General features: G+C 56.5%; 21 protein-coding genes and 1 pseudogene. 14 read left to right on the forward strand and 8 right to left on the reverse strand.

The annotated features are described in order from the left end of the window. Together AC13CN_RS13920 and AC13CN_RS13925 are read left to right on the forward strand one after the other, a co-directional pair. Positions 1-191 (forward strand): hypothetical protein (locus AC13CN_RS13920; RefSeq protein ID WP_483053216.1); only part of this gene is annotated, 191 nt, incomplete at its 5' end. Positions 192-370: 179 nt separating this feature from the next. After that, complete coding sequence (locus tag AC13CN_RS13925; RefSeq protein ID WP_062360341.1) at positions 371-1,357, forward strand: cytochrome-c peroxidase; 987 nt, start codon at positions 371-373, stop codon at positions 1,355-1,357. A 40-nt stretch (positions 1,358-1,397) separates the two neighbouring features. Here AC13CN_RS13925 and AC13CN_RS13930 read toward each other — a convergent pair whose 3' ends face one another. The 6 genes from AC13CN_RS13930 to AC13CN_RS13955 form a co-directional block, all read right to left on the reverse strand. Then, a complete protein-coding gene (locus tag AC13CN_RS13930) occupies positions 1,398-2,390 on the reverse strand; it encodes an adenosine deaminase (RefSeq protein ID WP_062360343.1) in 993 nt (330 codons plus the stop codon). Positions 2,391-2,421: 31 nt separating this feature from the next. Continuing rightward, entirely contained in the window at positions 2,422-4,128 is a 1,707-nt protein-coding gene (gene cydC / locus AC13CN_RS13935; RefSeq protein ID WP_253556850.1) for a thiol reductant ABC exporter subunit CydC, read from the reverse strand. Then, on the reverse strand, positions 4,125-5,801 hold the full coding sequence (cydD, locus tag AC13CN_RS13940; RefSeq protein WP_074210523.1) for a thiol reductant ABC exporter subunit CydD: 1,677 nt from the start codon (positions 5,799-5,801) through the stop codon (positions 4,125-4,127). The genes cydC and cydD overlap by 4 nt, the downstream gene beginning before the upstream one ends. Before the next feature lie 3 nt (positions 5,802-5,804). Beyond that, on the reverse strand, positions 5,805-6,806 hold the full coding sequence (gene cydB / locus AC13CN_RS13945) for a cytochrome d ubiquinol oxidase subunit II (protein ID WP_044628267.1): 1,002 nt from the start codon (positions 6,804-6,806) through the stop codon (positions 5,805-5,807). 3 nt (positions 6,807-6,809) lie between these two features. Continuing rightward, positions 6,810-8,225: a cytochrome ubiquinol oxidase subunit I gene (locus tag AC13CN_RS13950; protein ID WP_039182128.1), complete on the reverse strand. Its 1,416-nt coding sequence runs from the start codon at positions 8,223-8,225 to the stop codon at positions 6,810-6,812. Between the two features lie 220 nt (positions 8,226-8,445). Beyond that, positions 8,446-9,420 (reverse strand): calcium/sodium antiporter, encoded by a 975-nt coding sequence (locus tag AC13CN_RS13955; RefSeq protein ID WP_074210522.1) that lies wholly within the window; start codon positions 9,418-9,420, stop codon positions 8,446-8,448. Positions 9,421-9,605: 185 nt separating this feature from the next. On the opposite strand from AC13CN_RS13955, the gene AC13CN_RS13960 reads away from it, so the two are divergent. From AC13CN_RS13960 to AC13CN_RS13995, 8 genes are all read left to right on the forward strand, one after another. Beyond that, the gene (locus AC13CN_RS13960) at positions 9,606-10,949 is read left to right on the forward strand and encodes a paraquat-inducible protein A (RefSeq protein WP_062360354.1); all 1,344 of its coding nucleotides are present in this window, start codon (positions 9,606-9,608) and stop codon (positions 10,947-10,949) included. After that, positions 10,942-12,624, forward strand: a complete 1,683-nt coding sequence (gene pqiB / locus AC13CN_RS13965) for an intermembrane transport protein PqiB (RefSeq protein ID WP_062360356.1) — start codon at positions 10,942-10,944, stop codon at positions 12,622-12,624. The genes AC13CN_RS13960 and pqiB overlap by 8 nt, the downstream gene beginning before the upstream one ends. A gap of 15 nt (positions 12,625-12,639) precedes the next feature. Continuing rightward, positions 12,640-13,227 (forward strand): PqiC family protein, encoded by a 588-nt coding sequence (locus AC13CN_RS13970; protein WP_062360358.1) that lies wholly within the window; start codon positions 12,640-12,642, stop codon positions 13,225-13,227. A gap of 272 nt (positions 13,228-13,499) precedes the next feature. Continuing rightward, positions 13,500-14,756 carry a DEAD/DEAH box helicase gene (locus AC13CN_RS13975; RefSeq protein WP_062360360.1) on the forward strand — a complete coding sequence of 419 codons (1,257 nt, stop codon included), beginning with the start codon at positions 13,500-13,502 and terminating at the stop codon, positions 14,754-14,756. Positions 14,757-14,832: 76 nt separating this feature from the next. Continuing rightward, positions 14,833-15,333 (forward strand): hypothetical protein, encoded by a 501-nt coding sequence (locus tag AC13CN_RS13980; RefSeq protein WP_044628273.1) that lies wholly within the window; start codon positions 14,833-14,835, stop codon positions 15,331-15,333. Positions 15,334-15,343: 10 nt separating this feature from the next. Further along, positions 15,344-16,546, forward strand: coding sequence for an MFS transporter (locus AC13CN_RS13985; RefSeq protein WP_044628274.1), 1,203 nt, complete (start codon positions 15,344-15,346; stop codon positions 16,544-16,546). A 30-nt stretch (positions 16,547-16,576) separates the two neighbouring features. Further along, positions 16,577-17,638, forward strand: coding sequence for an asparaginase (locus tag AC13CN_RS13990; protein WP_062360363.1), 1,062 nt, complete (start codon positions 16,577-16,579; stop codon positions 17,636-17,638). Positions 17,639-17,738: 100 nt separating this feature from the next. Then, a complete protein-coding gene (locus tag AC13CN_RS13995) occupies positions 17,739-17,978 on the forward strand; it encodes a DUF2789 domain-containing protein (protein ID WP_044628276.1) in 240 nt (79 codons plus the stop codon). Positions 17,979-17,987: 9 nt separating this feature from the next. Here AC13CN_RS13995 and AC13CN_RS14000 read toward each other — a convergent pair whose 3' ends face one another. Together AC13CN_RS14000 and AC13CN_RS14005 are read right to left on the reverse strand one after the other, a co-directional pair. Next, on the reverse strand, positions 17,988-18,656 hold the full coding sequence (locus AC13CN_RS14000; RefSeq protein ID WP_052509912.1) for a VTT domain-containing protein: 669 nt from the start codon (positions 18,654-18,656) through the stop codon (positions 17,988-17,990). Beyond that, positions 18,649-19,065: an SRPBCC family protein gene (locus tag AC13CN_RS14005; RefSeq protein WP_039182150.1), complete on the reverse strand. Its 417-nt coding sequence runs from the start codon at positions 19,063-19,065 to the stop codon at positions 18,649-18,651. The genes AC13CN_RS14000 and AC13CN_RS14005 overlap by 8 nt, the downstream gene beginning before the upstream one ends. A gap of 199 nt (positions 19,066-19,264) precedes the next feature. Here AC13CN_RS14005 and queC point away from each other — a divergent pair, with 199 nt between their 5' ends. From queC to AC13CN_RS14025, 4 genes and pseudogenes are all read left to right on the forward strand, one after another. Beyond that, complete coding sequence (gene queC / locus AC13CN_RS14010) at positions 19,265-19,975, forward strand: 7-cyano-7-deazaguanine synthase QueC (protein ID WP_062360364.1); 711 nt, start codon at positions 19,265-19,267, stop codon at positions 19,973-19,975. Continuing rightward, the gene (gene queE / locus AC13CN_RS14015) at positions 19,975-20,637 is read left to right on the forward strand and encodes a 7-carboxy-7-deazaguanine synthase (RefSeq protein WP_062360366.1); all 663 of its coding nucleotides are present in this window, start codon (positions 19,975-19,977) and stop codon (positions 20,635-20,637) included. The genes queC and queE overlap by 1 nt, the downstream gene beginning before the upstream one ends. Then, positions 20,637-21,470: a 6-pyruvoyl trahydropterin synthase family protein gene (locus AC13CN_RS14020; protein WP_062360368.1), complete on the forward strand. Its 834-nt coding sequence runs from the start codon at positions 20,637-20,639 to the stop codon at positions 21,468-21,470. Before queE ends, AC13CN_RS14020 begins: the two co-directional genes overlap by 1 nt. Continuing rightward, a pseudogene (locus AC13CN_RS14025) lies at positions 21,467-21,753 on the forward strand (YkgJ family cysteine cluster protein). Before AC13CN_RS14020 ends, AC13CN_RS14025 begins: the two are co-directional and overlap by 4 nt. Positions 21,754-21,757 lie beyond the last annotated feature (4 nt).

Genomic DNA, 21,757 nt, shown 5'->3' on the forward strand with positions numbered 1-21,757 from the left:
AAAGCGGATCAAACTTGGCTCAAGGTTCAAACGAATTCGAAAGATGTGAACATCTTTCTTGTGCGCTTGCCTTGATATTTGGTGATTTATCACCCTCATCGGCAAGCGCCCACATGAATTACCTGATCAAATTGTTAAAGAGCTTTTCGAAGGGCGTTGCCGTTCGATGTGGGCGTATTTTACGCATTTAAATCAGCGCGTCAACACTTTTTTCGCATTAGTACTCTGACCGAGAAAGCCTCACATAAAGACTTAACATTTGACCCAGCGCAACCTTCCAGAATCGGCCCTTTTTTAAGCTAATACTCACGTCACACCACCGCTAATTGTCGGCGTGTCGTTAAAAAAGAGCCAGATGAGAGAGGGAACTATGCGTAACAAATATGAAGTGATTTCAGCGCTCGGCGCCACTCTATTGCTTTCTGCTAGCGCAGCGCAGGCAAGCGATGGCCTAGATGAGTATCGCCAGAGGTTTGAGCCTTTACCACACCTACCACCATTACCTGCCACTAACTCCCAGACAGAGGAAAAAGTTGAGCTGGGTAATATGCTGTTCTTTGAACCGCGCATTTCCTCTAGCGGGGTTATTAGCTGTGCCACCTGTCATAACCCTGCGTTGGGATGGTCAGACCGCATACCTCGCGCCGTTGGCCATAACGGCCAAGTTGGCGAGCGCAATACGCCCACTGTACTCAACAGTGGATTTTTAGATGCACAGTTTTGGGACGGTAGAGAACCCGACCTTGAAGCACAAGCATTAGGACCCATCCAAGCAGACGTTGAGATGGCGATGCAGCTAGAGCATGCCTTGGAGCGCCTAGCTGAATTTGAACGGTACCAAGATAAATTTTCAGCCGCATACCCTGATCAAGAAGACCCGATCAACGCTGATAATTTAGGGCAGGCATTAGCCGCTTTCCAGCGAACGCTCAATACCCCGGATGCGCCCTTTGATCGCTATTTAAGAGGGGACATGGACGCGATTAGCGAACAAGCGAAAAACGGCATGGTAGCTTTTGTTGATAATGGCTGCATTGCCTGCCATCGCGGCGCCAACTTTACCGATAGTCAGTTCCACGCCATTCAGGTGCCGGGGTCGACAGATTTGGGTCGCTACGTGGTGACCGGCGAAGAAAGAGACAAGTACCGCTTCCGCACCCCCACCTTGCGTAATGTCGGCGTCACTTACCCGTACATGAACAATGGTGCCACCGAAACGCTCGAAGAAGCCGTGGCCATTATGGGCCAGGAAATGCTGGGACGTGAGTTTGACGAACCCACCATTGATAACATCACGGCATTTCTGCACTCCCTGACAGGTGAAATGCCCGATTTCGAGGTGCCCGCTCTACCCTGATGCACTATGCCGCCGCCCATAGGAGCGGCGGCAGGCTGTATCAGGCTGCCTCCAGGCGCTTCAACAGTTCAGCGCGCCGCGCGTCGCTGACGAAGGCTTCTTCCATGGCATTGCGATTCAGCCATTTGAAGGTATCTTCTCCCCAGCCAAAGGCATCGACACAGGCGATATGATTTTCGAGCAGCCCACCACCAAAATAGGCAGGATCGTCAGAGCTGATGGTGACCTTCAGACCCGCTTCCAACAACGCCGGTAGCGGATGCTGATCCAATTGATCGACCACTTTCAGGCTGACATTGGAGAGCGGGCACACGGTCAGTACCGTCTGGGACTCCTTGAGACGCTGCACGACGTCTTCGCTTTCGAGACAGCGCACACCGTGGTCGATGCGCTGAACGTCCAACAGGTCCAGGGCTTGCGTAATGTAAGCGGCAGGCCCCTCCTCGCCCGCATGAGCCACACGCACCAGCCCAAGCTCCTTGGCGCGCGCAAACAGGGCCTGAAACTTCTCGGGCGGGTTGTCACGCTCGGCGCTGTCCAGGCCAATGGCATCCAGCATTTTCCAGTAGGGTGCCGCCTGCTCGAGAACGTGCAGTGCCTCGTCGGCTGGACGATCTCTCAGGAAGGCCATGATCATACCCACTGAAAGGTCCAGCTGGCTCTCGGCCTCCTGTTTGGCCCTGAGCAGTCCCGCCATGACCACCTCCAAAGGTACCCCACGCTGCAGATGCGCCTGAGGGTCGAAGTGCATATCGATATGCAGCACGCCTTCCGAACGGGCACGCTTGAAATAATCCATGGCCAGGTCATAGAAGTCCTGTTCGCTGCGTAAGACGTTCATGCCCCGGTAATACAGATTCAGAAACCCTTGCAAATCCTTGAAATCATACGCTGCCTTGGCCTCTTCGACCGTGGCATAGGGGAGTTCGATGCCGTTACGTTCCGCCAGTTGGAACATCAGTTCTGGCTCGAGAGAACCTTCGATATGCAAGTGAAGCTCAGCCTTGGGAAGGTGTCGTAAAAAGTCGTTCATGGTCGCCGCCTATTTGCCGATTCGGTGAATATCAAAATGAAGTATCGTGAATTAACTTGCCGCCATCCAGCCGCCATTGATGAGCCAAACCCGGCACCAGGGCCGCATCATCCACTTGATGAACAAAGAAAATCGCCGTACGGCCTACCAACCAGGCGTCCAGCGAGGCCGCCACGTGCCGGGCGGTTGCCGCATCCACTCCCGCGAAGGGCTCATCCAGCAATACCACCGAGGGTGAGCGTAAAAAAAGCCTCGCCAACGCCACTCTGCGCGCCTGGCCGCCTGAAAGCTGCTGCCCTCTTTCTCCCACCTGAGCCACCAACTGACGAGGCTGGCGTTTCGCCCAGTCCGAGAGAGCGACCTGGGCAAGCACCTGCCAAAGCTCTTCGTCTGTCGCGTCAGGCTTGGCGATCCGCAGGTTATCGGCCAGCGATCCATCGAACAGGTCTATTTGCTGGGGCAGATAACCCATATGCGCTGCGCTACTTTCGAGGGTAACGGCCGAGGGTGCATGCTCCGCCACCCACACGTCCCCTTCAGTGGGAGAGATGCGGCCCATGATCAAATTGGCCAGCGTCGATTTGCCCGAACCCGAAATACCCATGATGGCACCACGTTGACCGGCGGGCAGGGTCAGGGAAACCTGGCATATAGCCCAGCCCGCCGCATCCGGATAACGGAACATGACCTCACGCAGTTGCAGGGCATGGCCACCCTCGTCATCCGGAAGAGAGCCCACACGCGTTTGCCCTTGTGTCGCCTGCAGGGCATTCAGCCGCTGGGCCGCCCCGTGGCTGGCGCCAAACCGCACAAAAGCGGCAGGCAGGCTGGCCAGCACCTCATTGATACCAAACACGGCAATCACGGCCATGACCATGATGGGGCCCACCACGCGCTGCTCGGCCAGTGCCAGACTCCCCAGCCAGAGCACACCGATGATCAACAGCCCCGTTACCGCCATCAGTAGCGCATTTCCCAGCGCGGCCTTCACGGCCAACTGACGCTGGTTATCCAGCGCTTGCTGTTCGTGAGATCGTATTTTCCTGCGATACCAGTCACTGGTTCGGTAGCTCATCAGCTCAGCGGACGCCTGCACCTGATCCAACACCAGCCGCCGAAGCTCCTCCTGATCATCCACTTGCCGATGGCTGTTGGTGAAACCCAGCCTGGCAAAGCCCAGGGTGATGACCAGCCACAGCAGCGTCAATACACAGGCCACGACGGCTCCCACCAGCGGCAACCAAATAGCGATGAAACCTGCAACGATCCAGACACTCAACAAGGCCACTACTGGCGGCACCAGCAGGCGTAGATACAGGCTATCCAGGGCATCGATATCCGACGTCAGGCGACTCAACCACTCACCGACTCGCCGACGCCGCAACGATGCGTCATCCAGGCGCGTCAAGTCACCAAAGACGCGATAGCGTAAATCCGCCAGCAGCGTCAGCACGGTATTGTGGTTGTAGAGCCGCTCAGTATATCGAGCGACAGTGCGCAGCAAGGCAAAAAAACGAATGCCGCCGCCGGGCACATAAATATCCAGCGATGACGGCAACCCGGCAGCCAACGCAATGCCCGCCAGGGCACACGCCGCAATGAACCAGCCGGACAAACCCAGCAGCGCAAGGCCCGCCAGCAATGTTACCCATACCAGCAGCGCACCCACGAGGAAGCGCTGCCTGCGCCTTAACATGAGCGCCAGCCATGGGCTCAGGTCATTGTGCAGAAACTTCATGGCGCCACCTCGTGAAGCTGGCCGTCTCGACACACCCAGTGGCGAGTGGCAACGGCCATCACCGCAGGGTGATGTGTTGCCATGACCAACGTTCGCCCTTCCGCCGACCAGGCCAGCAGTGCGTCGATCACGCTCTTTTCCGTCGCCGAATCAAGGCTAGCGGTGGGCTCATCCAACAACACCAGCGGTGCCTGGCTGAGAAATACTCTAGCCAGGGTCAAGCGCTGCGCCTGACCTCCTGACAAGCCGACCCCGCGCTCCCCTACCACCGTCTCCAGGCCATGGGGCAAGGCAGCCAACAATTCACCCAGGCCTGCGTTTTCCAGGGCCTCCTGCATGGCAGCCGGTGTCGCATCAGGCGCCGCCAGGCGCAGGTTATCGGCCAACGAGCCTTGAATGATGCAGGGTGATTGATCCAGCCACGCCACTTGCTCGCCCTGGCGGACTCTGCAAGCGCCACGCAGAGGCGCCATGAAACCGGCCATCAGCGCCAGCAAGGAAGATTTGCCACTGCCTGACTCTCCGGTAATAACCACCACATCTGCCTGACGTATCGTGGCCGAGACGCCCATCAAGACCGCCGAGTGCCGACCATAGCCCACCTCGACATCCACCAATTCAATCAGTGCATCTGGTTCAACGGGGGCGTCGAACCGGGTCGGCACCACGTCAGGCTCATTGAGGATGGTCACGATACTCTCTGCCGCCCCCAGCGCCGCAGCACGGTCATGATAATGCTGCGAGAGGGTTCGCAAGGGCTGGAAGAACTCCGGAGCCAGTAGCAACACCGCCAGACCACTGAACAGGGTCAGCGAGGGGGAAGGACCGTAATCGATATAGCCCAACAGACCAAACCCCACGTACATGGCGACGACGGCGATGGCCACCGAGGCAAAAAATTCCAATACCGCTGACGAGAGAAATGCCAGCCTGAGAGTGCGCATGCTCAGGCGGCGATACTGGTCGGTGGCATACCAGACGTCCTGCTGGGCAGCACGCGTATGACCAAATAGCTGCAGCGTCGTCATGCCGCGTACGCGGTCGACGAAATGCGCCGAGAGCCTGGCAACGGAAGCAAACTGCTCCTTGTTGAGACGCTCTGCCCCCATGCCGACCAGCGCCATGAACAGCGGAATCAATGGCGCAGAGAGCAGCAAGAAGATGGCCACCAGATAATCGAGCCAGCCCACCACGACGGCAATCAGCAGTGGCAGCAAAAGGACGATGCGCATTTGCGGGAGGAAGCGCGCGAAATAGCCATCGAGGGCTTCGATGTGCTCGACCGACTGGGTCGCCAGGGCCCCGCTCTGCTGCCGCGTCATCCAGACCGGGCCTAGCGCGGCGACCTTGTTCAAGACCTGCTCCCGAGCGTACTGACGAATGCGCAAGCTGGCAGTTGCACTCAACGACTCTTGCAGGGCAAGAAACAGTGAGCGCAACGCCACGGCGACCACCAGACCGAGCAGCACGGGCACCAGCGTGACAGGTGAGCGGCCATGAACGACCAGTTGCTCGATCGACCACGCCAACCCGACCACCAGCAAGATCGTCTGAGCGCCGGACAGCACGCCGAAGCACGCCGCCAGCGCCAGCCGAGCTCGCTCACGACGAGCCAGCGTGCTCAGCCAACGGCGCGGCGTCAACAAATTCGACTGGGCCGCAGGAGGGGCCATGAATCAGTGGTACCCTTCGCCGACGCGCACCTTGCCGCGGAAGACCCAGTAGGTCCAGGCGGTGTAGGTCAGGATGATCGGAATGACGAACAGCACACCGATCAGCAGGAACAGCTGAGATTCAGGGGCGGAGGCGGCATCCCACAGCGTGTAGTTGGGGGGCACGATGATGGGCCACTTGCTGACGATCAGCCCCAGGTAAGTGAACACGTAGATGCCGATGGTGGCTACAAAGGGAATGCCCTCGTCACGACGTTTCACGGAGCGATACACCATGAAAGCCGACAGCAGCGCCAATGCCGGGAACACCCAGATCAGCTGCAAATGACCGAACCAGCGCTCCCAGACCACCGGATTCACGAACGGAGTCCAGATGCTGATGATACCGAAGACGCCCAGTACCAGCGCCAACAGCAGCGGGGTGATCCTGTACGCCCACTCCTGAATGTGGCCCTCGGATTTCAAGATCAGCCAGGTGGCTCCCAGTAACGCATAACCTGCCATCAGGCCGAAGCCGGTCAGTACCGAGAATGGCGTCAGCCAATCGAAAGCGCCACCTGCAAAGGCAAAGTTTTCGACATGAAACCCCTGAATGTAAGCACCGACCACCGCCCCTTGAGCGAAAGCGGCCACGCCGGAGCCCCAGCAGAAGGCGCGGTTCCACCAGCGACGATTGCGCCGGGACTTGAAGCGGAACTCGAAGGCCACACCCCGGAAAATAAGCCCCGCCAGCATCAAGAACACACCAATATAGAGTGCCGGCAGGAAGACCGAATAGACCAGCGGGAAAGCCCCGAGCAAACCGGCACCCGCCAGCACCAGCCAGGTCTCGTTGCCGTCCCAGACCGGCGCCACGGAGTTCATCATCACATCCCGGGCGTCTTCGTCCGGGGCGAAGGGATACAGAATCCCAAGCCCCAGATCGAAACCGTCCATCAGCACGTACATCATCAGTCCGAACCCGATGATGCCTGCCCAGATTATCGTCAGATCAAACATTTCCATGTCTCAGTTCCTCACCGGGTCAACATCGTCATCAAAGGGAGTTTCCGTGGCCGATAGCGGGCGCATGGGGCGTCTGAAATTGTCGCCTGCCGTTTCACGCTCTTCCTTGGGCAGCATGCCGTTACGCACCACGCGGGTCAGATAGTAGATACCGGCATAGAACACCACCGCATACACCAGCACGTAGCCCACCAGCGTAAACAGCGCCATGGGGCCGGTCAACGAAGGCGTCACGCCTTCCGCATGGGTCATCATGCCGTATACCAGCCATGGGGCACGTCCTGACTCGGTCACGATCCAACCAGCCAGCACGGCGACGAACGGCATGGGGATCATGTACACCAGCGTCTTGAGGAACCCGGTGTGCTGATGGAATTTGCCTTTGCGACGCAGCAACAGTCCTGTCAGGGCGGTGGCAATCATCAACAGTCCGATCCCCACCATCACGCGGAACGCCCAGAAGACGATCCAGACCGGTGGCTGCTCTTCAGGAGCAAATTCATTCAGCCCCTGAATAACCCCATCCGTAGAGTGGGTCAGGATGAGGCTGGCAAGATTGGGGATGCCGATTTCAAAGCGATTGGTTTGCGCTTCCTGGTCCGGGATGGCGAACAGCAGCAACGGAACGTTGCCAGAGGTTTCCCAATGCCCTTCCATGGCCGCCACTTTGGCCGGCTGGTGCTCCAGGGTATTCAAACCATGGAAGTCACCCACGACCGCCTGGGCTGGCGCCAGAAACAGCAGCAACCAAAGGCACATGGAAAGCGCTCGACGATTGGCTTCCGGGTCGCGACCACGCAGCAGGAACCAGGCACTCACACCGGCCACCACGAAGCCACCGGTCAGAAAGGATGCCATGGCCATGTGCGCGAAGCGGTAAGGAAAGGAGGGATTGAATATCGCTTCGGTCCAGGAAACCACGTGGAACCGATAGTCGATGAGCTCTACCCCTGCCGGCGTATGCATCCAGCTGTTGGCAGAAAGAATCCAGAACGACGAAATGAACGTACCGATCGCCACCATGATGGCAGCAAACAGGTGCACCCCTTGCGGCACCTTGCCTCGGCCAAAGAGCAGGACACCGAGGAATGCCGCCTCAAGGAAGAAAGCAGTAACGACCTCGTAGCTGAGCACCGGCCCGAGGAAGTTGGAGGCCGCCTGGGAGAAGTTGCTCCAGTTGGTGCCAAACTGGAAAGACATGACGATCCCGGAGACGACGCCCATTCCGAAAACCACGGCAAACACCTTGGTCCAGAACAGTGCCAGGCGGTCCCAAGCGGGGTTGTTGGTCTTGAAGAACAGCCCATGAAGCAGCGCTATGTAAGACGCCAGCCCGATGGTGAAGACCGGAAAAATCGCATGAAACGATACAACGAAGGCGAACTGCATTCGCGATAGTACAAGGGGGTCGAGTTCCATCACACGCTCCTAAGACCTGGATTAAAATCCCATCAATGGGTGTCACAAGCTTAGTTGAGCCTTAATGGCGCTGCATTTTAGTTATAAGCACTAAGCTTATTCTTTACATGTGTTGTAGTTTAACGTTTCGACCGCCGTTATACAGCGATAGTTTGCCTGAAAAGCTGTGTCGCGTTGACGCATACTCCTCAGAAAAACCACCATTTTTCGGTGCAATCGTTTAAGACATCACCACAATGCTGACCATATAGCCTGTGTAGGCGATAAAAATGGCGAAGAGAACACCGCCTTCAACGCGGTTGATACGCCGTGGGCGACCACGCCAAGAAAATGCGAAGAGCACCATCATAAGCGTCATAAAGGTCATGACACTCCAATCACGCACCAGCACCTCACGACCCGCTTCAATAGGTGCAATCACTCCCGCCAGCCCAACAACGGCCATACTATTAAACAGGTTAGAGCCCACCACGTTGCCCAGCACCATATCGTGCTCTTTACGCCGCAGTGCGCTGATTGAAGAAGCCAGCTCCGGCAAAGAAGTACCTACGGCAACTACGGTTAAACCGATAATTAAATCACTGACTCCGAAAGCTACCGCGATCTCGACAGCTCCCCATACCAGCAGCCTCGAACTGGCAATCAACAGCACCAAGCCAATCAGCGTCCACATGATGGCCTTACCGCGCGACATCGGGTTGCTATCAAGACTTTCGGTCACTTCACCCAACAGCGGATCATCCTCCTGACCTCGAGAACGAATAATGCTGATCGCAATAAATATGCCAAGCGCCACTAGCAGCACAATAGCTTCAGCACGGGAAATCCAACCGTCGAAAAGCATATAGCCGGTAAGCAGCATCACCGCTACCAACAGGGGCATTTCTTTATGGATAACAGCTGAATGCACTGCTAACGGAGAGATAAGTGCGATAAAGCCCAAAACCAAACCAATATTGGCAATGTTGGAACCGTACGCATTCCCCACCGCCAAGCCTGGGTTGCCTTGCATCGCTGCCAGCACCGACACCATCATTTCCGGTGCAGAAGTACCAAAACCGATTACCAACATACCAATCAGCAGCGGCGACAGCCCCAGCCACCGCGAAGTTGCCGCAGCGCCATCAATAAATTTTTCTGCGCTCCAGATGAGCAGGACCAAGCCTACTACCACAGCAATAAAGGCAAGTAACATTTCAGTTCCTTGATGTCATAATGTTAGGCACTATCGCGGCTGCATCCTTGTCTAACTCTGGTATTTGGTCAAGTACTGTTTGCAAGTAGTTATCAGGTCACCTAGGTTGACACACACGATATACCATCGTATTGGTTCTAACCGTATTATGCACAGAGAGTTTGCTGTTGCCCCATTACGCCTTTATGAAACGGCCTTCGCTGCCGGTTAATACACCCCAGGTTGATTGCTCCCCCCCTGAAACTCGCACCCAGCGAAGGCGTTTGCGTGCGTGCCATGAATGTGACTGGGTATCTGCGCTCCCCCCCCTGAACTCTGGTGAAAAAGCCACCTGCCCTCGCTGCTCGCATGTGTTAGTGAAGCGCCACCGTTATCCTGCTCAGCGCAGTATGGCGCTAGCGTTAGCCTCATTGGTCGCATTAATAGTCGCGGTATCTTTTCCTTTTGTCAGTTTCAGCGTTAGCGGTGTTGGCAACCGCATTGATCTATCGCAGACCGCTACCACGCTGATTGCTTTCCACCAGCCGATAGTAGCTATTGCGGTCATGATGACTATTGTCGTGCTGCCCGCCGTATATCTTGTAAGCGTCGTCTGGCTTCAGTTTGGCTTACTGCAGTCTCGCCCTATGCCTTTTAGCCGTGACATTGCCCGCTCCCTGGCACATCTAACCCCATGGATGATGGCCGATGTATTCATCATCGGCGCACTGGTAAGCTTAATTAAAGTTGCTGGCATGGCGCAGATTGAACTTGGCATCTCCTTTTGGGCATTCTGCTTGTTCGCCATACTGTTATTAATGACGGTGCAGTCCATTGACGCTGACTGGATGTGGTTCTCATTGGAAGGCGAACCCCTTGCTCCTGAAGGCACGCTCACTGGCACCACCGCTGCTAGCCAGCATGTCACTGGCTGCCCTACCTGCGGATTGATTAATCGCATTCAGCATGGAAAAGAACGCTGTGTTCGCTGCCATGAAAAACTGCATAAGCGCCTACCACATAGCTTACAGCGCACCTGGGCGCTTCTCTTTGCAGCCAGCATCATGTATATACCTGCCAACCTTTACCCCATCATGACCACTACCAGTTTGGGCAGCTCAACACCCTCCACTATCGTTGGCGGCGTTGTTCAGCTCATTCAAATGGGGTCCTGGCCGGTGGCTGCAGTGATTTTTATCGCCAGTGTTATTGTGCCTGTTGGCAAACTGGTGGCACTCGCATGGCTATGCTTGATGATTAAGCGCAGCAACGAGCTCAACGCACAGAGCCGTACCCGCCTCTATCGATTAACTGAATTTATTGGACGCTGGTCAATGGTTGACGTATTTGTCGTGGCTATTTTGGTCGCCCTCATCCGCGCTGGGTCATTAATGTCGATTACACCAGGTCCTGCCGCGCTAGCTTTTGGTGCCGTCGTAGTGCTCACCATGCTGGCTGCCATGACATTTGACCCTCGTTTAATCTGGGATACCCACACTCCACGCCCTCTTCGCCGTAAAGCGGCCACCAAGGAACCTGTTGATGGCTAATGATTCCACGCCTCAGAATACCTCAAACGCTGAAAACAATGAGTTACATAAAGCCAAATCGTCGCCACAAACTCGGCTATCGCCTATTTGGATAGTTCCTTTGGTGGCCGTCATTATTGGGCTGTGGCTGGTTTATGATAACTACTCAAGCCGGGGCACCATGGTGACGCTGACCATGGACAGCGCAGAAGGTATTGAGGCGGGCAGTACGCTGATCCGCAGCCGCAATGTTGAGATTGGCCGCGTACAGAGCGTTCGTTTGTCTGATGACCTGTCTCACGCGGTGATGATGGCTCAAATTCAACCCGAAGCCGAAGCCATGCTCCGCGAAGACAGTCGCTTTTGGGTCGTTAAGCCACGCATAGGGCGCGAGGGGATCAGCGGCCTGGGCACGGTACTCTCGGGGGCTTATATACAGCTTGAGCCTGGGCAATCAGAGGAACCTAAGCGAGAGTTTGAGGTAAGCGATATCCCACCGGTCGCGCCTGCTGGGCAAGCAGGGTTACAAATTAGCCTTGTCAGCCAATTGGGCAATTCGCTGCGTGTTGGGGATCCCGTCTCTTATCAAGGTTACACGGTAGGGCGCGTAGAAGACGCTCGCTTCGATGCAGGCACACGTACCATGCACCACCAAGTATTTATCGAAGAGCCCTACGCCCAGCTGGTGACCGATAGCACCCGCTTCTGGACCGCTAGCGGAGTGGATTTCCGCCTGGATGCTGACGGCGTGCGGGTCAACGTAGAATCGCTGGAAGCTCTGCTGGGTGGCGGTGTCACCTTTGGTGTGCCTGAAGATCTTCCCATGGGTAAGCCGGTAGAAGCCAATACACGTTTTAACCTCTATGCTGATGAAGATACTGCCCGGGAAGGCACATTTAACCGCTATCTAGAGTATGTATTGCTTGTTGATGACACGGTTCGCGGGCTATCACGAGGCGCACCGGTCGAGTTTCGTGGCGTCCGAATTGGTACCGTGGCAGCAGTACCCTGGAATTTTACGGCGCCACAGCCCGATTCGCGGGCTCGTTTCGCCATCCCAGTGCTCATCCGCATCGAACCACAACGCTTAGGGATCGAAAACACCGATATCGACCTGGAGGAGTGGGATAACCGCTTTAAGCGCATGTTCGGCTTAGGCCTTCGGGCATCACTCAAGAATGGCAGCCTGTTAACGGGTGCGCTGTTTGTGGACCTTAACTTCCGGCATGACCTTGCCGACGAATACGTCGCGGAAGTTTTCTCCGAGCGGACCGTATTTCCGACGGTAGCGGGCGGTTTTGCACAGATTCAGGCTCAGGTGACTAGCCTGCTTGAAAAACTAAACGCCTTGGAAGTAGAACCGTTGATAGCCGGGCTGGACCGCAACCTGCAAGCTTCTGAAAGTGTACTGAACGAAGTGCGTGCAGTCAGCGCGTCTATCAATCAGTTGCTCAATGATCCAGAAACGCAAGCCATCGGGAGCAACCTCAACGGCACGCTGGAAGAGCTGCGCAGCACCCTTCAAGGGGTCTCGCCTTCATCGCCCGCCTATCAAGAGCTTACCGGCGCCATTGAGCGTTTGGATCGGCTGATGCGTGACCTACAACCGCTCACTCGGACGCTGAACGAGAACCCACGCGCGCTGCTGTTCGACAATTTAGAAACGCAGGACCCGATTCCTCGTGCTCCCCGTTAAGAAGGATTGAACGTCATGTTACGCCGATTACCGCTACTACTGCTGATCATCAGTTTGAGCTTGCTGCTTTCCGCCTGCGCTAGCAGTGTCTCTCCCCCTGCACGCTATATGCTTCCTGCCAGCCCAGCAGTGAACGCACCGGCTAACGCCCAGGCCACGCTGCAAGTGCGCACACCTCGACTAGCCCACTATTTAGACGTGGACGGGATTGTGATGCAGTTAGACGACATCACGTTAAACGAAGCGCGGGAGCACCAGTGGGCGGAGGGTATTGGGCGCCAGCTTGAACGCGCCTTACGGGCCGAATTGGCAGATCAGTTACCCAACGTGCAAGTGGTACGAGCAGAAGGTAGCAGCCCTGGGGCGCTCACCCTGTCCATGGAAGTGGATCAATTCCAAGGCCGCTTTGACGGTGTCGCGGTAGCCAGCGGCCAGTGGCAGCTTCGAGATACCGATGGCGAGTTGCTCGCACTCAAAAGCTTCACTGCAGAAACCACTCTTGAACAGGATGGCTACCCTGCCCTGGTCCGTTCGTTGGGCGAAAGCTGGGTGAGTGTTGCTGCACAAATTGCTCAGCAGTTTCGACAAGGCGGCTACTTCTAAACCTTTATTGCAATCGCTAGGGGAACAGCATTGGTGTGAGACTTTCGTGTTACACTCTTTGCCAATAAATGACATCACTGTCAGCGCTACCCTGTCACCCCCTTGTTATGCCTGGTATGGCGTTACAAGACGTATAAATGCCCGTCGCGGCACAGCGTATTATCTGGCAAACTTCGCTGCCGCGACGGTGTACCATCCTCGCTTTTTGAACATTACGCCTAGCAACGCCGCCGAGCTAGTGGCGCCGATTGCTATGCGATTGCGGAGAACGCATGAGTTTTTCTGATCTTGGTCTGCATGACGATTTATTGCGCGCGGTAACTGCGCAGGGCTATACACAGCCTACGCCTATTCAACAACAGGCCATCCCCGTCGTTCTTGAAGGTCGCGACCTTCTTGCCAGCGCACAAACCGGTACCGGCAAAACCGCTGGCTTTACGCTACCGATGCTACAGCGCTTGGCAAATGGCAAACGCCCCGGCAAACGCCAGGTTCGCGCACTGGTCCTCACACCCACCCGCGAACTGGCTGCACAAGTGGGGGAAAGCGTGGCTGCTTATGGGCAGCACCTCTCACTACGTTCACACATTATTTTTGGTGGCGTGGGCCAGCAGCCCCAAGTCGACGCTTTAAGAGCCGGCCTGGACGTTCTAGTAGCCACCCCTGGGCGCTTGCTTGATTTGCACCAGCAAGGGCATGTCGACCTCTCCGCCATTGAAATTCTGGTGTTAGATGAAGCCGACCGTATGCTAGACATGGGCTTTATCCACGATATCAAACGGCTATTGCGTCTGGTGCCGAAACAGCGCCAAAACCTGCTGTTTTCTGCCACTTTCTCTAACGAGATCCAAACGCTGGCCCAGCAACTGCTGAATAACCCTGCCCTCATCGAAGTGGCTCCACGCAACACCACGGCAGAAAAAATTGAGCAGGCCATCTACCGCGTTGATCGCGACAAAAAACGCGATCTATTGGCCCACCTGATCCAGCGCCACAACTGGTTCCAGGTGCTGGTGTTTACCCGCACCAAGCATGGCGCTAACCGGCTCGCTGAACAGCTCTCCAAGCAGGATATTCCCGCGATGGCGATCCATGGCAACAAAAGCCAAGGGGCACGTACTCGGGCGCTGGGTGCTTTCAAGAGCGGCGACCTACAAGTGCTGGTAGCCACCGATATTGCGGCACGCGGGCTAGATATTAATGAACTTCCTCACGTGGTGAATTTCGATCTGCCCAACGTGGCTGAAGACTATGTCCACCGTATTGGGCGCACGGGGCGCGCGGGTAGCAATGGCGAAGCGGTGTCTTTGGTGTGTGTCGATGAACACGGCCTACTCAAAAACATTGAGCGCCTGATTAATCAAACGCTGCCGAAACATATTGAGCCAGGCTTTGAGCCAGACCCCAATGCCAAGCCAGAACCGATCGAGAATGGCCGCCGCGGTCAGCGCCAGCCAAGGGCTAACCGCAAGCCTGGCGGCCAAGCTGCCAATGCTGGTGGCGAGCGCCGCCGTCGCACTCGCCGGTAGCCCGAACGCCCGGAATATGCGAAGGTAGCGCCTCGCTTATTCCGGCGTTTTTGCTGAATTAATTCATGGAGTGATTATGGCGTCTTCACAACTCATGGCAGATTATCGTCAATGGCTGACTTTTCAGCGTCAGGAGCAACTCAGCCGCGAGCATCAAGGTATTTCTCAGCGCCTAGAGGACGCCCGCGCCTCAGCTAATCAGGTCTTGCAGGCCTATCGCAGCATGGCTGAAAAAGCCTCAAACGAAGGTGCCTGTTATCGCACTCTGTTTTTACGCGAACGCGATAACGCCTCACTCCCCTGTGAAGGTTGGTTATTTGTACGGCGTGTACTAAGCGAAGGCAACAGCACCCGCGTTCGAGTCACACTATTGGAAACTTTTACCCTAGAAGATGGCATCATCGCGCCAGGTGATAAACCGGCACGCAAGCTAACGCTGGAAATTTACGACAAGCTTGATATCAATAAAGGCATGCGTACCCAGGCACGTGTTGATTGCTTGGATACCACGCAAGATTATCACTTCATCACCTTGCTAGATGCGGTGCGAGGCGACCTTCGCCCCTACTTAAAATAAGCGCCGCTTCATGATCTCACGCCACGCTTGCCGATTCATTTTGCTGATGTTTATGGTGGGGCTAAATTTACGCCCTGCCATGTCCTCGGTCGCCCCCCTGCTAAGTCGGCTGCAAGAAAATGCGGGGCTTTCCGCCTCAGCGGCGGGCTTGCTAACCACGCTCCCCGTTCTTTTTCTTGGCTTAACCGCCCCCTTGGCACCAATGATTGGCAACCGCATAGGGAGTGAGCGTGCACTTAGTGCCGCATTACTCCTGCTGGCCAGCGGCTTGCTATTACGGGTTCTGCCTTTTCCTGGATTGCTTTATCTAGGTACCGCCATGGCCGGTAGTGCTATTGGCTTGGCGGGCACGCTGTTACCCGCGCTAGTCAAGCGTGAGCTGCCTCAAAATGCAGATTTGCTCACCGGGCTCTACACCATGGCACTCTGCTTGGGGGGCGCTCTAGGCGCTGGGCTCAGCGTGCCGTTAATGCAGTGGCTGGGCAACTGGCAAGCCAGCCTAGTCAGTTGGTCACTGCTCGCACTGGCTACACTCATCGTATGGATCAGCTATGCACCATCTCCTGCGCCAAAACCAACGCTTAACCTGCCCACCGGCATCCCCCTCGTGTCGCTACTCAGGCAGCCGCTAACCTGGCAGGTGATGCTCTTTATGGGCATTCAATCTTCCATGGCATATATCGTTTTCGGCTGGCTGCCAACTCTTCTGATTGAGCGCGGATACAGCGAGGCAACCGCTGGCTGGACGATGGCCGTTTCCATTATGTGCCAACTGGTCTCAGCACTGAGTGCGCCTTGGATTGCGCGATTGCATCACGACCAGCGCCCGGCCCTGCTGTTGGTATTGGTATGTACCGCCTTAGGGCTTGTCATGCTGTTAGCCGCTCCGTTGGCATGGCGATGGCCCGGTGCCGTGTTGCTGGGGCTTGGGCAAGGCGGAAGTTTTAGCCTTGCATTAAGCTTATTGGTACTGCGAACCGCGAACGAACGCCTTGCAGGCCAGCTTTCTGGCTTGGTGCAAGGGGGTGGCTATACCCTGGCCGCATTGGGGCCCTTTGGGGTTGGTCTGATGCTCCAAGCCGGTGCTACCACGCAGCATATTGCTTGGCTACTGATTGGATTGATCGGCGTTTGCTGCGGCTTTGCGTTCTTTGCGGGACGCAAACGGCAGCTTGATGACCAAAGCGGCCAACTACAGGTATATCACCGCTAACTACTTCTTAGCTTTCAACAGGATACAGCGATGAGCCAGGCTCCTCTCCTTGCAGATAGCCAAGAGCGGCTGCTTGTGATTTACACCGGCGGCACGATCGGTATGCAGCCTCAGGCTAACGGGCTCTCACCTGCCGGTGATTTTCCTAAACGCTTGGCCAGCGCACTGAGCCAGCTGCCGTTGCGGGACCAACAAATGCTCCCTGCTTATGATGTCATCAGCTACTCACCTCTGATTGATTCCAGCGCGGCGACCCCAATAACATGGCAGCAGTTAGCCGCCGACATCGCCGAGCGCTTTACGGAGCATCGTGGTTTTGTGGTAATTCACGGTACCGACACGCTAAGTTGGACCGCCGCTAGCTTAGCCTACCAATTGCAGGGCTTAGATAGGCCTGTGGTGTTGACGGGTGCCATGGCCCCCCTAGAGGCTCCTAACAGCGATGCCTTACAAAATCTCTACGGCGCTCTACGATTTGCTGCCCATCCCGAACTACAGGAAGTGGCCATTTATTTTGCCAACCGCCTGCTCAGAGGCACGCGCGCCATCAAGCAGCACAGCGAGGCTGTCGAGGCGTTTTCATCACCCAGCTACCCACTGCTGGGCGAGCGCATCGGCGACGACTTTATTCTGTTCCCCAGCCGCGGCTTGTCTTACCAGCAGCGCGGGGCTCCGCGCTTTGAGCTGGTGGACTACCAGCCTGTCGCCAATGGCGAGGTGGTTCGCATTACCCTCTGGCCTGGCATAGCGCCCTGGCAATTAGAGGCGTGGCTTAGCCATCCAAACGTAAAAGGCGCGCTGCTACAGCTATGGGGCGCAGGCAATTTACCGGATAACCCCGCACTACTAGAGGTGATTGCCAAGGCGACCGGAGAAGGCAAACTCATCGCCGCCATCAGCCAATGCCCACAAGGAAGTGTGCATATGGGGGCTTATGCAGCAGGGCACGGTCTCAACAATGCTGGGGTGCTATCCGGCGATGACATGACGCCCGAGGCCGCCTACACCAAACTGGTGCATATGTTAGCGCAACCAATTTCATTAGAGGATCAGAGGCGACGATTTTTAACAACGCTAGTGGGCGAACGTTAAATGATCTAGCCAGTACTACACTGGCATAGTGGTTTATTCCCGCTATGGTTAAACAATGTCCTTAACGTGTATTAACCACCCACTGGATAGGAAGCCACTTATGGATCAACCGGTACATCACTTTAGCGAACTATTTGAGCAGTTAGGATTACGCTCGGATGCTGAATCCATCGAACGCTTTATTCAGCGGCACTCACCGTTGCCCAAGGAGATGCCACTGGCAGACGCCCCCTGCTGGAATGAGGGCCAAGCTGATTTTCTACGCGAAGCAGTGGAAGAAGATGCCGACTGGGCCGAGGTCGTCGATCATCTGGATGCCTCGATGCACAAAGCCGAATAGGCCTTCGCATCACGCCTGCTCCTGCGCCGCTTCCAGGCGGCGCCGGTACCAGGCCCCCGCCAGCAACAAAGCCGTCAACGCCAGAAGCGGCAGCAGTACGTCCATCTGCAGCGGGTCTTCTTCTTCGATGGCTTCCAGCGCACCGTAAATGGCACTGCTGTAGACAGCCCATTTCACGGCCAGCCCCAAGGCTGCAGCCAGCAGATAACGCCCCAGGGCAATATGCCCCAAGCCTGCCGCAAAATTGATCACTGAATGTGGAAAGCCCGGCAACACACGCATGGCACATTGCGTCAGCAGATCGCTACGCGCTTTCAGCGTGTCCATAACCTTGAGGGTCAGCCCCTTGGGCTGCCAACGCTCGCCGACCCGTGCAGCAAGCAGATATGCTCCCCAGGCACCCGCGACGCTGCTGATGGTCAACATCACCGTAGCGACCAAGGGGGGATAAAAGGGGGCAATCAACCACAGTCCAATACTGCCAGGCAAGCCAATCGCCAGGGTGACCGCCATGGTCAGCATGACCGTCACCACGACCACGGGATGATGAGACATGGTCGCGGCCCAGCGTTTCACCGCCATCAGGTCCGGAGAGTACCAAAGCCATATGTAGGCCAGCATGGCAGCCACCGCAAACGCGGCCGCCCAACGCCAGGAATAGAGAGATAATTTACGCATTGAGGCGTGCTTCAACCCGCTCGAGAATTTGCCGACTGACCTTTCCGACCAGCGGTTTGGCCGCCTTGTTCACCGCTTTTTCCATCAGACGATTGCGGATGTCATAGCTCAGCGTCAGCGACACCTCAGTCCCTTCGGGTACGGCACGCAGCTGATAGCGCCCCTGGTTTTTGACACCTTCCAGGGATTCCCAGGCCAGCACCGTTGGAGGATCGATATCGGTTACCTCCACGTCAAACGCCCAATCCATGCCCACTGCCCGCACGTGCCAGCGGTAGCGGTTTTCGCCAAGACGATCGATCGAGCGTATCAGGTCCGAATAATCCGCAAAATCTTCCACTCGGCGTAACAAGTCAAATACGCGCTCCGGGGAGGCTCTAACGATTTCACTATGTTCTATGGTGGCCATGCGTCCATCTCTTGCTCTAGCGGCTGTAGATGAGTAGCTTATCACGCCAATTCCATTGGCACACCGGATGCCACCACCCAGAACACTGGTCAGCAAGCGCGGCATTGCGTAAACTGCCCGCCTTCCGGACCGGACCCCGGAACACCGCCCTGCTGCTTGGGCAGGCACGACATAAATTCTCCGACCATGAGTACCCAGCATGTCATCCACTGCATCATCCGGCGCCCAGGCGCCATCCACCGTCGTCATCTACTCCGGCGGCATGGACTCCTATACCGTCCTTCACCGTGCGCTACGTGAGGGCCTCGCTGTCCATGCGCTATCCTTCGATTACGGTCAGCGCCACCGTCGTGAACTGGACGTTGCACGTCAGGTATGTGAGTCCTTGGCCATCCCTCATCAGGTCGTCGATATTCGCGCCATCCACGGGCTGATCGACAACTCGGCATTGACCAACGCTGCGTTGACCATGCCTCAAGGGGAGTACGATGCCGACTCGCTCCACAGCACCGTGGTGCCCAATCGCAACATGATTCTGCTGTCGTTGGCCATTGCCAAGGCAGTCAATATCGGTGCCAACCGCGTGGATTATGGCGCGCACGGCGGCGATCACATGCTTTACCCCGACTGCCGCCCGGCCTTCGTCGAAGCCATGAACGATGTAGCGCAGATTGCCAACTTCGAACCCGTCACCGTCCATGCCCCTTATCTGGCCTCCAGCAAAGCCGACATCCTGCGTGATGGGCTCGCCATGGGCCTGGATTACCGCCATACCTGGACCTGCTACGAAGGCCAGCAGCTCGCCTGCGGCCAGTGCGGTAGCTGTCGCGAGCGGTTGGCCGCCTTTGCGGCTAACCACAGCGTCGATCCTCTCGACTACGCCATCGACACTTCACAGGTGGCGCACTGATGTATCACGTTAAAGAAGCCTTCTACACCTTACAGGGTGAAGGCGCCCAGGCAGGTCGTGCCAGCGTGTTCTGCCGTTTTACAGGCTGCAATCTTTGGTCAGGCCGGGAAATAGATCGAGCGAACGCACAATGTACCTTTTGCGACACCGACTTTAACGGTACCGACGGAGTTAATGGCGGCCGGTTTAACACAGCCCAGGCGCTGGCAGAACACATCAAAGCGCTGTGGCCTCAGGAAGCTAACAACGCCGTGCCATACGTGGTATTTACCGGCGGCGAACCGCTGCTACAGCTCGATACCGAGCTCATTGCCACGCTGCATAGCGAAGGCTTCGAAGTGGCAGTGGAAACCAACGGTACGGTGCCCGCTCCTGCGGGCATTGACTGGCTCTGCGTTAGCCCTAAGGGTAGCAACCCGCTAGCGATCACCCAAGGCGATGAGTTGAAACTGGTTTTCCCCCAGGCCGATGCGCCACCGGAGCAGTTTTCTCACCTCGCCTTTAGTCACTTCTTTTTACAGCCGATGGATCTCAGCGCCGTCGCTCAAAAGAGTATTGCCACCGACGGCGCGGCGACCGTTCAGGCCACCACTGCGTACTGCATGGCCAACCCACAGTGGCGGCTGTCACTGCAAACGCACAAAATCGCAGGATTCGAGTAATGGCGCTATTTGTTAATCATCTGACCCATATCGATGTCTCTCTTTGGTGCCCCACGAAAGGGTTGGTTGGCTGTAGCTGGCAAGTGGATGCTCAACTAGAGGGTGAACTAGGCGAGGACGGAATGCTGTTCGACTTCGGTGAAGTAAAGCCGTGGATCAAACGCACCCTGGATAGCGGACTGGACCACACCCTACTGGTGCCCACCCAAGCACCCGGTGTTGAGGTCAGCGAATGCGATGAAGGACTCTGCATTCGCACCACCACACCCTACGTGATGGAAGTTCGTGGACCGACAGAGGCATTTACCCTACTTCCCTGGGCATCGATCACTCTAGAACGGGTGACTCAGTACCTCAGCGCCCAACTCACCGAGCAGCGGCCAGCCAATGTTGAACGCGTGACGCTCACGCTAAGCGATGAGCTTATCAATGGTGCTGCCTATGGCTATAGCCATGGATTAAAACGTCATTCGGGTAACTGCCAGCGCATTGCCCACGGGCATCGCTCTCGCCTGCATATCTTCCAGGAACAACAGCGACAGCCGCAGTTGGAACAGCAATGGGGAGCGTGGCTGGATAATCGTTATCTTTTGGAAGAGGCAGATATAGCAGAGCATAGCGAGTCACAGCTCACCTGCCGCTATGAAGCAGCCCAAGGCAGCTTCTCAATCACCTTGCCATCTGAGCGCTGTAGCGTGCTGCCAAAGCCCACGACGGTAGAAAATATTGCCCTCTGGCTGGCCGATCAGATCGCCAAGCAAACGGGGATCGCCACTCACGTATACGCCTTTGAAGGAATCGACAAAGGCGCGACAGCACAAGCGAGCCCATGAGTGAGTTGATCACCAGTGACAGCAGCGCCACATGCCGAGCAGGCTGCGGCGCTTGCTGTATAGCTCCGTCTATTACATCGCCGATACCCGGAATGCCCGAGGGCAAACCGGCGGGGGTGCGCTGCGTTCAACTCGACGCCAACAACTTATGCACGCTGTTTGGCAGCCCGCTGCGCCCGATGGTGTGCGGGCAGTTCGATTATGACCCCACCGTGCCGTGTGTGGCGAGCACCGCGATGAGGCGCTCGCCACGCTGTCGTGGCTAGAAGAGAGCACTCGCTAAACGT

It is taken from the genome of Vreelandella sp. L-25, assembly GCF_056857535.1.

Excerpts from the sequence above, each read along its gene's own strand:
- AC13CN_RS13925 (WP_062360341.1), top strand. The coding sequence starts at position 371 with ATGCGTAACAAATATGAAGTGATTTCAGCGCTCGGCGCCACTCTATTG.
- AC13CN_RS13930 (WP_062360343.1), bottom strand. The coding sequence starts at position 2,390 with ATGAACGACTTTTTACGACACCTTCCCAAGGCTGAGCTTCACTTGCAT.
- cydC (WP_253556850.1), bottom strand. The coding sequence starts at position 4,128 with ATGAAGTTTCTGCACAATGACCTGAGCCCATGGCTGGCGCTCATGTTA.
- cydD (WP_074210523.1), bottom strand. The coding sequence starts at position 5,801 with ATGGCCCCTCCTGCGGCCCAGTCGAATTTGTTGACGCCGCGCCGTTGG.
- cydB (WP_044628267.1), bottom strand. The coding sequence starts at position 6,806 with ATGGAAATGTTTGATCTGACGATAATCTGGGCAGGCATCATCGGGTTC.
- AC13CN_RS13950 (WP_039182128.1), bottom strand. The coding sequence starts at position 8,225 with ATGGAACTCGACCCCCTTGTACTATCGCGAATGCAGTTCGCCTTCGTT.
- AC13CN_RS13955 (WP_074210522.1), bottom strand. The coding sequence starts at position 9,420 with ATGTTACTTGCCTTTATTGCTGTGGTAGTAGGCTTGGTCCTGCTCATC.
- AC13CN_RS13960 (WP_062360354.1), top strand. The coding sequence starts at position 9,606 with ATGAAACGGCCTTCGCTGCCGGTTAATACACCCCAGGTTGATTGCTCC.
- pqiB (WP_062360356.1), top strand. The coding sequence starts at position 10,942 with ATGGCTAATGATTCCACGCCTCAGAATACCTCAAACGCTGAAAACAAT.
- AC13CN_RS13970 (WP_062360358.1), top strand. The coding sequence starts at position 12,640 with ATGTTACGCCGATTACCGCTACTACTGCTGATCATCAGTTTGAGCTTG.
- AC13CN_RS13975 (WP_062360360.1), top strand. The coding sequence starts at position 13,500 with ATGAGTTTTTCTGATCTTGGTCTGCATGACGATTTATTGCGCGCGGTA.
- AC13CN_RS13980 (WP_044628273.1), top strand. The coding sequence starts at position 14,833 with ATGGCGTCTTCACAACTCATGGCAGATTATCGTCAATGGCTGACTTTT.
- AC13CN_RS13985 (WP_044628274.1), top strand. The coding sequence starts at position 15,344 with ATGATCTCACGCCACGCTTGCCGATTCATTTTGCTGATGTTTATGGTG.
- AC13CN_RS13990 (WP_062360363.1), top strand. The coding sequence starts at position 16,577 with ATGAGCCAGGCTCCTCTCCTTGCAGATAGCCAAGAGCGGCTGCTTGTG.
- AC13CN_RS13995 (WP_044628276.1), top strand. The coding sequence starts at position 17,739 with ATGGATCAACCGGTACATCACTTTAGCGAACTATTTGAGCAGTTAGGA.
- AC13CN_RS14000 (WP_052509912.1), bottom strand. The coding sequence starts at position 18,656 with ATGCGTAAATTATCTCTCTATTCCTGGCGTTGGGCGGCCGCGTTTGCG.
- AC13CN_RS14005 (WP_039182150.1), bottom strand. The coding sequence starts at position 19,065 with ATGGCCACCATAGAACATAGTGAAATCGTTAGAGCCTCCCCGGAGCGC.
- queC (WP_062360364.1), top strand. The coding sequence starts at position 19,265 with ATGTCATCCACTGCATCATCCGGCGCCCAGGCGCCATCCACCGTCGTC.
- queE (WP_062360366.1), top strand. The coding sequence starts at position 19,975 with ATGTATCACGTTAAAGAAGCCTTCTACACCTTACAGGGTGAAGGCGCC.
- AC13CN_RS14020 (WP_062360368.1), top strand. The coding sequence starts at position 20,637 with ATGGCGCTATTTGTTAATCATCTGACCCATATCGATGTCTCTCTTTGG.